This window comes from Pseudomonas sp. KCJK9016, from assembly GCF_046231795.1.
Taxonomy (GTDB): domain Bacteria; phylum Pseudomonadota; class Gammaproteobacteria; order Pseudomonadales; family Pseudomonadaceae; genus Aquipseudomonas; species Aquipseudomonas bananamidigenes.
The window spans coordinates 1-14464 of the sequence record NZ_JBJJMM010000018.1; the positions used below are offsets into that span (position 1 = coordinate 1).

General features: G+C 63.9%; 11 protein-coding genes. All 11 read right to left on the reverse strand.

Going from position 1 to position 14464, the window contains the following annotated elements; translation table 11 throughout:
* On the reverse strand, positions 1-801 hold an 801-nt coding region (gene tssI / locus ACK6BI_RS18230), incomplete at its 3' end, for a type VI secretion system tip protein TssI/VgrG (RefSeq protein ID WP_409318146.1).
* Between the two features lie 28 nt (positions 802-829).
* Positions 830-1831, reverse strand: a complete 1002-nt coding sequence (locus tag ACK6BI_RS18235; protein WP_065258201.1) for a serine/threonine-protein kinase — start codon at positions 1829-1831, stop codon at positions 830-832.
* The gene (locus tag ACK6BI_RS18240) at positions 1828-2556 is read right to left on the reverse strand and encodes a PP2C family serine/threonine-protein phosphatase (RefSeq protein ID WP_065258202.1); all 729 of its coding nucleotides are present in this window, start codon (positions 2554-2556) and stop codon (positions 1828-1830) included. The genes ACK6BI_RS18235 and ACK6BI_RS18240 overlap by 4 nt, the downstream gene beginning before the upstream one ends.
* Positions 2556-6095, reverse strand: coding sequence for a type VI secretion system membrane subunit TssM (gene tssM / locus ACK6BI_RS18245; RefSeq protein ID WP_409318147.1), 3540 nt, complete (start codon positions 6093-6095; stop codon positions 2556-2558). The genes ACK6BI_RS18240 and tssM overlap by 1 nt, the downstream gene beginning before the upstream one ends.
* A 13-nt stretch (positions 6096-6108) precedes the next feature.
* On the reverse strand, positions 6109-6984 hold the full coding sequence (icmH, locus tag ACK6BI_RS18250) for a type IVB secretion system protein IcmH/DotU (RefSeq protein ID WP_065258204.1): 876 nt from the start codon (positions 6982-6984) through the stop codon (positions 6109-6111).
* Between the two features lie 5 nt (positions 6985-6989).
* On the reverse strand, positions 6990-8321 hold the full coding sequence (tssK, locus tag ACK6BI_RS18255; RefSeq protein WP_065258205.1) for a type VI secretion system baseplate subunit TssK: 1332 nt from the start codon (positions 8319-8321) through the stop codon (positions 6990-6992).
* A 2-nt stretch (positions 8322-8323) separates the two neighbouring features.
* Positions 8324-8824 carry a type VI secretion system lipoprotein TssJ gene (gene tssJ, locus ACK6BI_RS18260; protein WP_065258206.1) on the reverse strand — a complete coding sequence of 167 codons (501 nt, stop codon included), beginning with the start codon at positions 8822-8824 and terminating at the stop codon, positions 8324-8326.
* A gap of 5 nt (positions 8825-8829) precedes the next feature.
* Positions 8830-10023 (reverse strand): type VI secretion system-associated FHA domain protein TagH, encoded by a 1194-nt coding sequence (gene tagH, locus ACK6BI_RS18265; RefSeq protein WP_409318148.1) that lies wholly within the window; start codon positions 10021-10023, stop codon positions 8830-8832.
* Between the two features lie 18 nt (positions 10024-10041).
* Positions 10042-10182, reverse strand: coding sequence for a type VI secretion protein (locus ACK6BI_RS18270; RefSeq protein ID WP_065258208.1), 141 nt, complete (start codon positions 10180-10182; stop codon positions 10042-10044).
* A gap of 93 nt (positions 10183-10275) precedes the next feature.
* A complete protein-coding gene (locus ACK6BI_RS18275; protein ID WP_065258209.1) occupies positions 10276-11796 on the reverse strand; it encodes a sigma-54-dependent Fis family transcriptional regulator in 1521 nt (506 codons plus the stop codon).
* A 10-nt stretch (positions 11797-11806) separates the two neighbouring features.
* Positions 11807-14464, reverse strand: a complete 2658-nt coding sequence (gene tssH / locus ACK6BI_RS18280) for a type VI secretion system ATPase TssH (protein WP_409318149.1) — start codon at positions 14462-14464, stop codon at positions 11807-11809.

Consider the following 14464-nt stretch of genomic DNA (forward strand, 5'->3'; position numbering starts at 1 on the left):
CCGCGCGCGGTCGATGAAGCGGCCAGGGTAGTCGTAGTCTTCGAGATCCGGCTCGGTGCTCTCGCCATCCGGTTTGTAGGCCGCTTCCATCTGCAGGCGCGGTTTTTCGAAGTCGTAGTCGCGGCGGGTGGTGCGGCTGGTGCGGGTTTCCAGACGCAGCTTGAAGCCTTTGATCACCGGCTCTTCGGCGACCATGCCGCTGCCCTGAACATACGCGGTCGGCTGGCCGAGGTTGGGGAACACGGTCTGGTCGTCGCCGAACACCAGCAGATGGCCTTTCTTGCTGTGCTGGAAGTGGTAGTGAATGCCTTCTTCTTCGCACAGGCGCTGCACGAAGTGCAGGTCGGTTTCATCGTACTGCACGCAGTAGTCGCGATCCGGGCACGGCTGGCTGAGCTGAAAGCTGTAGGCGTTGCCCTTGATGCCGTGCTCGTCGAGGATCAGCGCGATGATTTTCGGCGCCGACATCTGCTGGTAGATGCGCTGGTTGGTGCGGTGATGCAGGTATTGCAGCTGCGGCACCAGCGAAACCTTGTAGCGGGTCAGGCGCTTGCCGGCATCGCCCTGGGCGACACGGTAGATCTGGCCGTGGATGCCCGAGCCCTGCGGATCGAGGGCGAGGAACGCCTGTTTGTGCAGGAGCTTTTCCAGGTCCAGATCCGGGTTTTCGCTGACCAGTTCCAGGTCGAAACGAAACGGCTGGCTGATGCCTTCGGTGCCGGTGAACGACAGGACTTGCAGGTCGCCCACGTAGTCTTCGACCGTGAGGCTGAAGTGCGTTTCGTTAGCTGGGTTGAACATAGTGTGCTCCCTGTTCGAATGTCATCCGTTACGCCCTCAGCCGCAAACGCTGCAACCAGGACGAAGTGGCGCCCAAGGCGTCACGCAATTGGTCGGCAGAAATGTTGCGCTCTGCCGCGTCAAAGGCCAGCGCGGTGCGCAGCGCCGGCCAGCAGTGTGTCGGCAGATGTGCCGGGGCTTGCAGTTCGCGATCCAGGTGTTCGTCACGGGCCTGGGTCGAAGGCAAGCGGCGGAACGGATGTTTGCCCCCCGCCAGTTCATAGATCACGCAGGCCACGCCGTACACGTCCGCGCTGGCCGACAACGGTTGGCCCTCAAGCAGTTCGGGGGCGGCGTAGCCCGGGGTCCAGGCATTGAAGCGCTCGCGGCTCAGGTGCGGCAGGCCGGGCAGGATGCCCTCCTCGGCCTGCCCGAGACCGAAGTCGAACAGGCGCACGCCGTCTTCGCTGAGCATCACGTTGCTCGGCTTCATGTCACCGTGCAGCACGCCACGACGGTGGGCACAGGCCAGCGCGTCGAGCAGCGGCAGCGCGATGTCGCGCAATTCCTTCCACGGCAGGCCCAGCGGCCGCTCGCAGAGCAGTTTGTCCAGGGTCAGGCCACGCATGAGTTCCATGGTGATGAAGGCCCGCTGGCAATCGGTGTCCACTTCGAACGTGTGCGCGCGCAACACGTTGTCGTGGCGCAGGCGTCGGGTCAGGGCGAACTCGCTGTAGAGCAAGGCACTGGCGTCCGGCGACTCGGCAAATTCTTCGCTGAGGATTTTCAGCGCAACGTAAGGGTCGGGATCGCCAAACTGTTCGTGCAGCAGATCCCGGGCCCGGTAAACCACCCCCATGCCGCCGGCCCCGAGCAGGCGCTCGAGGTGATAGCGACCGGCGAGGACGTCCGGCAGCGCACCGATGCTGGCCCTGGTCGGCGCCAGCAAGGGTTCTGCCTTGTTTTCCCTGGCGAAGGCGAAGTAGGTCAGGTTGTTGGCCTGCTCTTCGCTCATCAGCAGGTCGTCCACCGAGGATTCGAGTTCAGTCATTGGCGGATCACCACGGCTGTCAGATTGTCCCGGGCGGCCCCCCGCAGGGCGCCGTCGAACAGACGTTCCAGCGCCACCTGCGGCGCCGCCAGGCTGAGCGCATTGCCGAGGGCATCGCTGCTCAGGCCTTGATACAGACCATCGCTGCACAGCAGGAACACATCGCCCGGGTAGACCTCGAGTTCCAGCACATCCAGCGTCAACTGTTCCGCCGCGCCGACCGCCCGGGTCAAGGCCTGGGCAGCCGGGTGCGCCGCCGCCTGCTCGGCGCTCATCTGTTGCTCGTCGATCAGTTGCTGTTGCAGCGAATGATCCTTCGACAGCTGATACAGACGCTGCCCGCGCCACAGGTAGCAACGGCTGTCGCCGGCCCAGATGCAGGCCGCACGATTGCCTTCCATCAGCAGCGCCACGACGGTGCTGCCCATGATGCTGTCGTGACGTCCGGCGGTGACGGTCAACTCCTGCCCCAGGCGCCGGTTCAGCCAGTGCAGGCACTGGCGGATGGCTTTGAGGCGTTCGTCGAAATCCTCGTGCTGCGGCAGTTCAGCCAGGCTGGCGACGATCATCTGGCTGGCGACGTCGCCCGCGTGATGACCGCCCATGCCGTCCGCGACCACCCACAGCCCATGCTGCGGGGTGTCGAGGAAGGCATCTTCGTTGCGCGACCGCACCTTGCCCGGGTCGGTTCGCGCCGCGCTGCGCCAGGGACTGGCCACCAGCATCAGAGCTGCACCGGCATACGGAAGGTGCGCATCACGCCCATGTCGAACGGGTTCGGCGTGCGCTGGCTGGTCAGCAGGTAGTTGGCGCGCAGGCCACCCACATCGGCTTTGAGCACCAGCACGTCGCGACCGGTCAGGTACTCGGTCTGCATCAGGTCGAACAGACGGAACAGCGACCACGGGCCGGAGTTCTTCTCGATGCCGATCGGGCGCCCGGCCATCTTGTCCATGACCAGGCTGGTGCGACCGTCTTCAGCATCGGTCGGCCACTTGAAGTTCATCGGCAGGATCGGACCGTGGCGGTATTCCATGGTCTTGTCGCCGAACTTGAACTCGGAACGGCTGACCGCCGGATCGAGGGTGTACGGCTCCAGTTTGAACTGCACGGTCGGCTCGGCCGGATTGATCGAGAAGAAGCTCTGACGAATGTTCAGTGCGGCGGCCATCTGATCGAGGAAGACCTTGGATACCGGCAGGCTGCGACCGTCGACGCTGCGCATCCGGTAGTTGCCCGGGTCACCGCTGACGAACGGACGCATGTAGTTGTCGAAGAAGCGGTCGAGGGTGCCCTGAGCCCGGAAGAACTCGCGGAAATCGCTGATCGCCACATCGCTGGTGCTTGTTGCGCTGAACGGATAACGCTGGCTGATGGTCTTGCCATACACGCTGTACAGCTCGCTCTGATAACGGCCGTTCAGGTATTGGTAGGCATCATTGAGCACCAGGCGCCACGAGTCTTCGGCCAGCACGTTGAACCACACGCTCAACGGACGCGGCAGACGACCGGAGGCATTGCGCAGGTTGGTCAGCGCATCGCGCTGGCCGCTCATGCGGGTCTTGGCCAGTTCGAACGCGGCCTGCTCCGGCGTGCTGGAACGGGCGAGGCCCGCCAGTTGCAGTTGCAGGTCATTGAGCGCGGTGAAGGCCGGCGTCAGGTCGGCAGCCGGGCCGTTGTTGTCGTCGAGCAGTTTATGCAACGGCTCGAAGCGACGTTGCAGGGCCTTCTTGGCGGTGTCCGGCAGGTTCTTCGCCACGTTCATGGCCGCAGCCTTGTCCGTCAACGCGGAAGCGATCTTGCCGACCTTGCCCAGTTTGCCCTTCTGCCCCGCCAGCGCATCGGCGGCTTCGCCGGCTTCGTCCACAGGTTCGGGTGCGGCCGGGAAGCGGGTGTTCTCACGCACTTCGGTCAGCAACGCCAGCACCGGCGAGTTGGCCGAGGTCAGGCCCGCCAGTTGCTCGGCGCCTTCACCGGCATCGCTGATCGGCGGCAGTGCCACCTGGCCGACGGCCTCGCTCCAGTAGTTGGCGTAATCGCGGAAGTACAGTTGCTCCAGCTCGACCATCAGGCGACGCAGGTCCATGTCACTGATGCCCGCGCCCTCGCCCAGCACCCAGTTGTCACGCAGGATGTCGGTGACCAGCGCGGAGCCCTGCACCGAGAAGTACTGTTGATAGCCGGACTGGGTGTAGAAGCCCGGAATCACGTACTCGGTACCGATGAACAACGAACCTTGCGGGCCGAGGTGCTGGCTGAAACGGTAGTCCGGCAGGTTGCGCGCCTGCTCGCGGAGCATGCGGTAGACCACGGTGGCCAGGGACTCGCTGCGCAACACCTGACGCGCCTGGGTCACCAGTTGCTCGTTGAGCGGATAGATGAACGGCAGCTTCAGCAGACGCTCGAGGTGCGCGTTCAAACCGTTCTGCACCGCGGTGTTGCCGGTGTAGCGCTGGGACCAGTCGGTGGCGATCCAATCCTTGAGCCATGCCGCGTCGCGACGATCCTTCATGTTCAGCATCAGGTACGCGCGCAGGCTGTTGATCAGCTTTTCGCGGTCCTTAATGTTGGCGCGGATCTGACCCTCGAGCATCGTGGCGACCCGTGGCAACAGTTGCTTCTCAAGCTCGCGCTCGTAGGCTTCCTGAACCACCGGATTGACGTCCTGGCCCTGATACAGACCGACGCGCTCGTGGTACGCGGCATCGCCCTTTTTCGGGAACACCTGGGTCGCGGCGTAGCTGGTATCGAGGGTTTTCAGCGTGCCCATGGCATCGTCGCGGGGCGACAGCGCGGTACGGAGCTGAGTCCAGTTCTGCGCCAGATTGCGCAGGTTTTCCAGGCGCTCGTAGTTGGCCGAGAAACCGCCGGCCCAAAGCATGCCGAACAGCACCAGCGCGCCCAGCGCACCGACGTACAGCGCACGCTGGCCCCAGTGGATGCGGCTGCGCTCGCGCTTGTCCAGACCGGCCAGATCGGCCTCGGGGAAAATCACCCGGCTGAGCAAGTGGTGGATGAAACGCGAACGACCGCTGCGCAACGTCGGCAACACGCCGGCGTTCATGCCCAGGCTTGCACCGATACCGGCGGTGGTCGCATCCATTTCCTGGGTGAGGTGCGGAGCACTGGTCAGGTAGAAGCCACGCAGTTGCGTCGCACGCTGGTAGCGGTTGCCGGTGAACGCCATGTCGACGAACAGGCACAGGCGCTCGCCGATCTGGCCCATCTGGTGCGGGAAGTCGAGGATGCGGCCACGGCGCTGGGTGTCGCGCTCGGAGTGCATGCGCATGATCACCTGGCTGTTGAGGCGACGCAGCAGCTCTTCGAATTCGTTGCGCAACACGGCCACGTCGGTGCCGACCTGATCCTTGCGGAAACTGGTACCCAGCACCTGATCGCTTTCTTCGCGGGTCAGTTGATCGAAGAACTCGTCGAAGCCCAGCAGCTTGTCAGCCTTGCTCAGCACCAGATACACCGGCACGTCGACGTGCAGCTTCTGATACACGTCCTGCAGACGCGCACGCACCTGACGGGCCAGGGTTTCGATGTCCTGCTCGCTGCCGCCGGTGAGGGTTTCCACCGGAATGGTCACCAGTACGCCGTTCAGCGGACGGCCGCGACGACGTTTGCGCAGCAGCTCCAGCAAGGTGGTCCAGGCGCTGCCGTCGACTTCCGGATCCGGTTGGGTCAGGTAGCGGCCGGCGGTGTCGATCAGCACACCGTGGTCGGCGAAGTACCAGTCGCAGTGACGGGTGCCGTGGGTGTCGCGGGTCAGCTTGCGGTCGATCTTATTGATCGGGAATTCCAGCCCGGAAAAATCCAGCAGGCTGGTCTTGCCGCTGGCCTGCGGGCCGATCAGCAAGTACCACGGCAAGTCACTGCGCCAGCGCTCGCTGCGACCGCGATACAGGCTCGAGGTCTTCAGGGTTTTCAGGGCGTCCTTGAAACGCTCCTTCAATTCCTTCTGCTCTTCCTCGATCAGGTCATCGCGACGGATGCGGTCCTGGCCGTCTTCGGTTTCCTCGATGGCTTTCTTGCGGATGCCGGCGCGCCAGCTGACGAAGACCATGGTCAGGCCCCAGATCAGGAACAGCACGGCGATGGTCAGCAGGCGGGAGGTCGGACTCTCCCAGAACTTGTAGTCATCCACGGCCAGCAACGGACCGACGAACCACACCAGCAGCGCCACGAACAGCACCAGCAGCAAGGTCCAGACCCAGGTCTGGCGCAGGAAGGCGCCGACTTTCTTGAAGAACTTTTTCATCACACGTCCCTGTTTACGGCTGCGACTGCGGCTGGGCCGCGGCCGGATCAAGCGGCTGATAAGGTTGCAGAACGGTGTCGCGCTGCTCGCCCAGGACCCAGGCGAAGCCCGAATACATCATCACCAGGCAGACGAAGGTGAACAGCACCACCATCCACGCCGGCACGATGCGCACCAGGTTGCGGCGCTGATCGTTGAGGCCTTCCCACTGCGGCGACAATTCACGCGGCACGTCGCCCCGCAACTGGCGGATCTGCCGGTACAGGGCGTCGCGAATGCCTTCGAGCTCCAGCATGCCGCGGGCCTGCACGCGGTACTTGCCCTCGAAACCGAGGGACAGGCACAGGTACATCAGCTCCAGCATCGGCAGGTGCTTGACCGGGTTTTTCGACAGCCGATCGAGCAGCTGGAAGAACTTCTCGCCACCGAAGGTTTCGTTGTGGAAGCTGCTGAGCAGGCTCATCTGCGACCACTCGCTCTCGTTGCCCCACGGCGTGGTGACGACGGCTTCATCGACCACGGTGCAGAGCACGTAACGGGCGGCCATCACCTGGCTGCTTTCGGCGCCGTTGTGCAGGGCGCGCACTTCGAACAGCTTGAGCCCGGCGGTCAGGCGCTCGTTGAGCGCGTAGAGATCCTCGCGGGTTTCGCTGTGCTTGAGGCGCACCACTTCCGAGAGCAGTTCGGAGGACGCCGCCACCAGCGAATTGAGGCTGATGTTGAAGGCTTCCGCCGGGCGCAGGCGCGCGGCGTAGATCATCCGTTCTTCCAGTTGTTCGAAGCGCGGCGGCGCGGCGAAGTCGGTCAGCGGACTCGACGCCGGGCCATGGCCCTGACGGTCGAGCAGGACGGTTTTGTCGTCCTGGTTGTGTTCCATGTCCTTGATCATGTCGGTCAGTTCCTGATGGCCCAGAATTTCAGTTCAAGCTCGGCGAATTCGCCGGACACGTGGAACGCGAAGCCGCCGGAGCGCTCGAGTTGCGCCAGGTCTTCGGAACTGAGTTCGAGGATGAAATAGGTTTTGTTGGAGTGGAACGCGATCTGCCGCGGGGCCACCGGCAACGGTTTGACCTTGATCCCCGGCAGGTGCAGGTTGACCAGTTGGCGGATGCGTTCCACCGGGCCGACCTTGAGGTGCGCAGGCAAGCGATTGCGCAATTCTTCGGAGTCGCAGTTGGCACTGGCTGCCAGCACGAACGACGCCGAGCCCAGCAGTTTGTGGTCGTGCAGCGGCGACACGATGATCCCGTACTGACGCGCCTGCAGGATCAGTTCGATGGCGTGCTGTTCCAGCACCATCGACAGCACCTGACGGATCGACTCCATCAGTTTGCGGAAACTCGCACCCTGGTCGGCGTGGGAGTAGCGGCTGTCCAGACGCGGGCGTTTGCTGTCGCTGGAGAAGGTCGCCAGATCGCCAAGCATGGTCAGCAGCGTACGGTACAACTCTTCCGGGTGAACCTGCTCCAGGCCCAGGTAATGGCGCAGCAGCAGTTCGGTGCGGTTGATCAGTTGCAGCATCATGAAGTCGCCGATTTCCGCGCCGCCGACCTTGCCGTTGGAACGAATGCGTTCGGCAATGGTGTCGCCGCGGTGACCGAGCATGCTGATCACTTCCTTCAGGCACGACAGCAGATAGCTGGAAGCATGGGCCTGAATGTAGGTCGGCACGAAGTCCGGGTCGAGGCTGATCACGCCGTCCGGCGTGGTGTCGAGCACGTCGCAGATCTTCAGCTTCACGTAGGCCTGATCGCTCTGCTGCTCGCCGAGCAACAGCTTGAAGTCCGGCCTACCGCAGCTGACCTGGCTGGCGGAATCGTCGCCGGCGTTGGAGTCGGCCACTTCGGCGTCATACGCGGTGTAGCGTGCGAGCACGTCCGACTGCTCCGGGCGACGGGCCTCGATATGGTTACCGGTGACCAGCGGCAACGCCAGGTAAACCGGCATGTTGCCGGTGTTCGGCGGAATGTCCAGGGCCAGCGGTTCGGTGTTGCCGCCGAGTTCGAACAGGCTGCCGTCCGGCAGGATCCCCGAGGCTTCACTGATCACCAGTTTGCCCATGTTGAGGAACTGCAAGTCGATTTGCAGGTTGAGAAAACCCCAGGTGTAGCCGCCCAGCAACTGGGTGCGGGTCTTCATCTGATGGTCGTAGTAGCGGTCGTTGTGCTGGAAGTGCTGCGGACGCAGCAACATGCCTTCCTGCCAGATGACTTTATGGGTATTCATGATCAGTCATCCGCCTTGGCGAGCACTTCATTGGTTTTGCGGATACCGGCCTGGTCCAGGGTCAGATCGGCCTCGGTGACTTCCAGCGGGGTGACCGGGAAGGTGTGACGCCATTTGGTTTCCGGCAGGTCGCGATACGCGGCGAGGATGCCGATGTAACGGCTGCCCTCCTCCACGCTGAGTTTCAGTTCCACGGTTTCACCCGGGCGCAGTTCGAGTTCTTCACTGGCCACCAGATCCGGGTTGAGGGATTCCTTGGCGCGCTCGTAGAGGCTGAAGAAATCGGCGTTTTCGAAGGTCACCGGGTGCTTGAGCTCGAACAGCCGTACCACGATCGGCGACGGACGACCGTTGAGGTCCGGATTCAGCTGATCGCTGCCGGTCAGTTTCAGGTTGATCTTGGTCACTTTCGAATACGGCGACAGCGACGAGCAACCGGCGAGCAGCACCATCAGGGTGAGCGCGGTCAGCGTCTTGAAAAAAGCGGTCGAGCGGCGAGACATGCGCATCATCCTTGGTGGTCGGTGTGGAGGGTGGAGATCAGGCGGATCTGTTCTTCGTAGGCCTGGGCGAAGTCGCGGGCCAGCAGACGCTCGCTCCAGTCATCGTCCTGACGCAGCGCCTGGTGGTAACGGTTGAACGCTCTCCAGCGACCGCCGGCGGTGGCGAGCAACGGCTTGCTGTCGCGCTCGAAACGCAGGGTCAGCTGCTCCGGCGAGAAGTGCTCCAGCGTGCCGCGCACCGCCGCCCGGCTGGCGGTCAGCAGCGCCACCTGATGCGCCTGCAAGTCGCGGAATGCCCGGGAGATCGCCTGCTCGGCCGGCAAGTGCCCCGGCTTGTGCGGCTGCAACAGGATGTCCAGCGCCTCGCTCGGGTCCACGGCGAATTTCAGCGGGTTCTTGTTGGTGCCCTGCACGGTGGTCTGGGCCAGACGCAGCTCGTTCTTCAATTCCGAACGGGTGCGCAGGCTCTGTTGCAGACCGCCGATGCTCTGGCGCAGCAGACGTGCCGCGTTCAGCGCCAGCGTTTCACGTTCGTCGTGGCTGAGGTTCTTCACGTTCACGCCGAGTGCCGCGCCGAACTTGTCCCAGAAGGTTTCGCTCTGACGCTCGACGGCTTTCGGTGCCGGAGCCGGCTCAGGCTTGGGCTCGACGATCAGCTCCGGCACCATCAGGCTTTCCATGTCGATGCGTGCATAGTCGGCGCGCTGACGGGAATCTTGCGGGTCGGTGACCGGTGCGAGCATCTCTTCGAATTCCGAGTACACGCGCTCCTGCTGCTCCAGCGATTTCAGCGGATCGAGATCGAGGAAAGCATCGTCCGGGATGATGCTGCCGGCGGCGCGGGGCAGGCCCACTTCACCGTCGAAGGTCGCCGGGTCGCGCACCAGTCGCGCACGAATCTCGAAGTCGCCCAGCACGTAAGTGCTGCCATGCTCGATGCGTACCGGTTCGCCCTTGTGCAGGCGCGCGCCGCTGTCGCCATCCTGGACGCCGTTGCTGCTGGTGTCGGTCAGGTAGAACGTGCCCTCGCGATAGCTGACGATCGCGTGGTGGTTGGACAGGTGACGCTTGCGGTCAGGGATGATCCAGTCGCAGTCCTCGCCCCGCCCGATCACGCCGCCGGCCTGCTTGAAGGTCCGCTGGCACAGTTCGGTGGGCACGAACTGCTTGGTGTTCAGCATTTCGAAAACCAGTTCCATGTTTGATGCTCCTTGCGGTCACTTGCCGCGATTGGCCGCCTGCGGATCACCCAATGGGCGGTAATCGTTATCGTTGAATTTGTAATTGCCGCTGCAACCGCCGAGGCCGCACAGAACGACGACGGTCAGCAGGACAGCGTGCCAGTGACGAACAGACATCAGAGAGTCTCCAGGTGTAGACAAAGCACAAAGCGCCGACCCTTCCGGGCGGCGCTGAAACAAGCGGACGAGGTGAAGCCGACGGACTTTTGCCTACCCATCGAAGTCACCCAGATTGATGTTCAAGCGGCCCAGCCGGTACAGCAGCGTGCGCCGGGGCAGACCCAGTTCCCGGGCCGCCAGGGTCTGATTGCCGTCGTTCTTGCGCAGGCAATCGAGCAGCAATGTGCGCTCGACCCGCTCCAGACGTTCACGCAGGTTCAGGCTGCTGTCGTCCTCCGGCACCGGCTCCATGCGCAGGGAAAAATGCTCGGCCAGCAGCTCGCCGCCTTCGCACAGCAACACGGCACGCTCGACCAGCGCCTTGAGTTCACGAACGTTGCCGGGGAAGGTGTAACCGGACAGGTGCTCCAGCGCCGAGTCCGACCAGCGCACCGGATCCCGTTGCAAATACGCGCAGGCCTTTTCGGCGAAATGTTTCGCCAGATCGAGGATGTCGCCTTCGCGCTGGCGCAGGGCCGGCAAGGTAATCGGGAACTGCGCGAGGCGGTAATACAGGTCTTCGCGGAATTTGCCTTCGCTGACCAGCACCGCCAGATCGCGGTGGGTGGCGGCGATGATGCGCACGTCGATCTTGTGGGTGTCGTTGGAGCCCAACGGACGGATCTCGCCCTCCTGCAAGACGCGCAGCAGTTTCGATTGCAACGACAACGGCATGTCACCGATTTCATCGAGCAGCAGCGTGCCGCCGTTGGCCGCATCGAACAGCCCGGCGCGGTCACGGTCGGCACCGGTGAACGCCCCCTTGCGATAGCCGAACAGCTCGCTTTCCAGCAGGTTTTCCGGGAACGCCGCGCAGTTCTGCACGATGAACGCCTGGGACCGGCGCGGCCCGCAATCATGGATCGCCCGGGCCACCACTTCCTTGCCGGTGCCGGTCTCGCCACGCAACAGCACGGTGTAAGGACTGTGCAGGACCTTGCTGATCAGCGAGTAGGTCTGGCGCATGGCCGCGCTTTTACCGATGAGGCCGTAGCCGCTGATGCTCGGCACGCTGCGGACCGCCGGCGCCACGGCGTCCGCCGGTTGGCGCAGGCGCTGCAGCAAATGCAACTGGCCGAGCACGAACGAGCCGAGCTGACCGAGGGAGTCGGCGAAGCCTTGCAGGTCACTGTGACGACGGCTGGCGCACAGCAACAGACCCTCGACGGCCTTCTGCTGATTGACCAGCGGCACGCACAACAGCGACTGCCACGGCATGGCCGAGGCCGGCAGGAAGCTGGTTTCGTGCAGGCTGCCGCCCAGATCGTCGAGGCACACCACGCGGTTCTGACACAGAGCGAATTGCAGCAACTGCTCGCCGTTGTAATCCGCCGGGAGACTCGCCGCGCCACGGGGCTGCAACAAGCCGTCGAGGCACTCGGCGTTCATCCCCAGGCAGGTGTGGGTGGCGTCGAGCAGGTACAGCTGCGTCAGCTCGCAACCGCTCAACCCGGCCACGCCGCGCACGAAATCACCCAGCAGCGCAGCACCGTCCGCCGCCCGCGACAGGCTGGCGAACTGCGCCAGCAAGGCTTCGGCATAGACCAATGGCTGTGGTACTTGAGTGAACATCACACTCACCTCAGGCGAACTCGCAGGTCACGCTGGCTTCGCCATCGAGCGTCGCATGCACGCGCTTGAGGCTTTCACCGGTGGCCATGGCGTCGAGCAAGCGGTCAGCCACCTGCGGCAGCACGTGCTGATCGAGCAGGTGGTCGATCAGACGCGCACCGCTTTCGCTTTGGGTGCAACGCTCGGACAGATGATCGACGAGGTTCTGGCACCAGGTGAAATCCAGCTGACGACGGTTCAGCCGCTCGCCCAGACGACCGAGCTTGATCTCGATCAGCTCGCGCAATACCGGGCCGCCGACCGGGTAGTACGGCACCACTTTCATCCGCGCCAGCAGCGCCGGCTTGAAGTGCTTGCTGAGCACCGGGCGAATGGTTTCTTCCAGCACTTCGGCGGTCGGACGCTCGCCGTTTTCGCAAAGGTCGCTGATCTTGTCGCTGCCCAGGTTCGAGGTCATCAGGATCAGCGTGTTGCGGAAGTCGATCTCGCGACCTTCGCCGTCGTTGGCCACGCCCTTGTCGAAGATCTGATAGAACAGGTTGAGCACGTCCGGGTCGGCCTTCTCGACCTCATCGAGCAGCACCACCGAATACGGCTTCTGGCGCACCGCTTCGGTGAGCATGCCGCCCTCGCCGTAACCGACGTAGCCTGGCGGTGCACCGATCAGCCGGGAAACGGTGTGTTTCTCCTGGAACTCGGACATGTTGATGGTAGTGATGAAACGGTCACCGCCGTACAGCAGATCGGCAAGGGCCAGTGCGGTTTCGGTCTTGCCGACGCCGCTCGGGCCCACCAGCAGGAACACGCCGACCGGTGCATCAGGTTTGTTCAAACCGGCGGCGGTGGCGCGCATCGAACGATCCAGCGCGTGCACGGCTTGTTCCTGACCCCGGATGCGGGCACGCAGATCGGTGGCGAAACTCGCGACCTTGGCGTTGTGCTCACGGGCCAGTTGTGCCAGCGGCACGCCGGTCCAGGCGCTGATCACTTCGGCCACCAGACGCGGGCAGACTTCGAAGCTGACCAGTCGCTCCTTGACCTGGGCGGCGGTCAGGGCGCTGTGGGTTTCGTTGAGTTGCGCTTCCAGCTCCTCGACGCTTTGGCCTGCTTCAACCTCGACAGCGACGGTTTCGATCACAGTGCCTTCGGCGTCTTCCTCAACAGTGACCACTGGCTCGACCGCCGCCGCTTCACGGGCCTTGGCCAGTTGCTGACGCAGTTCCAGCAGACGCTCGGCCAGTTGCTTCTGCTCGGTCCACAGGGTTTCCAGTGCAACCTTTTCAGCCTCGGCTTCGTCCAGCCGCGCTTCCAGTGCCTCCAGCGCCTCGAGGTCGATCGGCAGACCGGCTTCGGCATCGCGGCGCAGGGCCTGACGCTGACGGCCACCTTCGGCCAGTTCACCTCGCAGTCGCTCCAGGCTTTCCGGGGCGGCGGCGAGGCTGATGCGCACGCGGGCGCACGCGGTGTCGAGCACGTCGACGGCCTTGTCGGGCAGTTGCCGACCGGCCAGGTAACGGGCGGACAGTTCCGCCGCCGACACCACCGCGTCATCGCGCAGGTAGATGCCGTGGCTCTTTTCATAGACCTGCGCCAGACCACGCAGGATGGTCACGGCTTCGCTCACGGTCGGTTCGTGCAGTTGAACCGGCTGGAAGCGACGGGCCAGTGCCGGGTCTTTCTCGAAGTATTTCTTGTACTCGGCCCAGGTGGTGGCGGCGATGGTGCGCAGCTCGCCGCGAGCCAGTGCCGGTTTCAGCAGGTTGGCCGCATCGGAACCGCCGGCATTGCCGCCCGCGCCGATCAGGGTGTGGGCTTCGTCGATGAACAGGATGATCGGTTTCGGCGAGGCCTTGACCTCGTCGATCACGCCTTTCAGACGCCGTTCGAATTCACCCTTGACGCTGGCGCCGGCCTGCAACAGGCCCATGTCCAGCGCCAGCAGCTCGACGCCCTTGAGCACTTGCGGCACTTCACCGGCAGCGATGCGCGAGGCCAGGCCTTCGACGATGGCGGTCTTGCCCACGCCAGCCTCACCGACCACGATCGGGTTGTTCTTGCGACGACGGGCGAGGATGTCGACCATCTGGCGGATCGCGCCATCGCGGCACAGCACCGGGTCGAGCTTGCCGTCGCGGGCCTGTTGGGTCAGGTTGTGGGTGAAGCGCTCCAGCAGCGACTCACCCGGGGCCACCGGTTTGCCGCTGGCCGCTGCCTGAGGCTGTTGCGACAGGGCAAACTCTTTCAGGCGCTCGATGTTCAGTCTGGCGAGCAACGGCTGATAGCGGCTGCCGGCATAGCGCATCGGGTTGCGCAGCAGCGCGAGGATCAGGGCCGCGTCTTCGACCGAGGTCTGGCCCAGTTCAAGGTTGGCCACCAGCAACGCGTCCTGCAGCCACTGCACCAGTTCCGGAGCGAACACCGGGTTGCGCGAAGCGCTGTGTTCGACTCTCGTCTGCAGCGCGGCGCTCAGCTCGCCGGCATCAACGTCGGCATCCTGCAATGCACGGGAGAGCAGACCGTTCGGACGCTCCAGCAGGCCCAGCAGCAAGTCCTCGACCAGAATCTTGCTGCCGCCACGGGCGACGCAACGCTCGGCCGAACGCTCAAGATCGCGGCGGGTTTCGGCGTCCAGCGCCTGGATGAGTTGTTGCAGGTCTACGTTGATCAT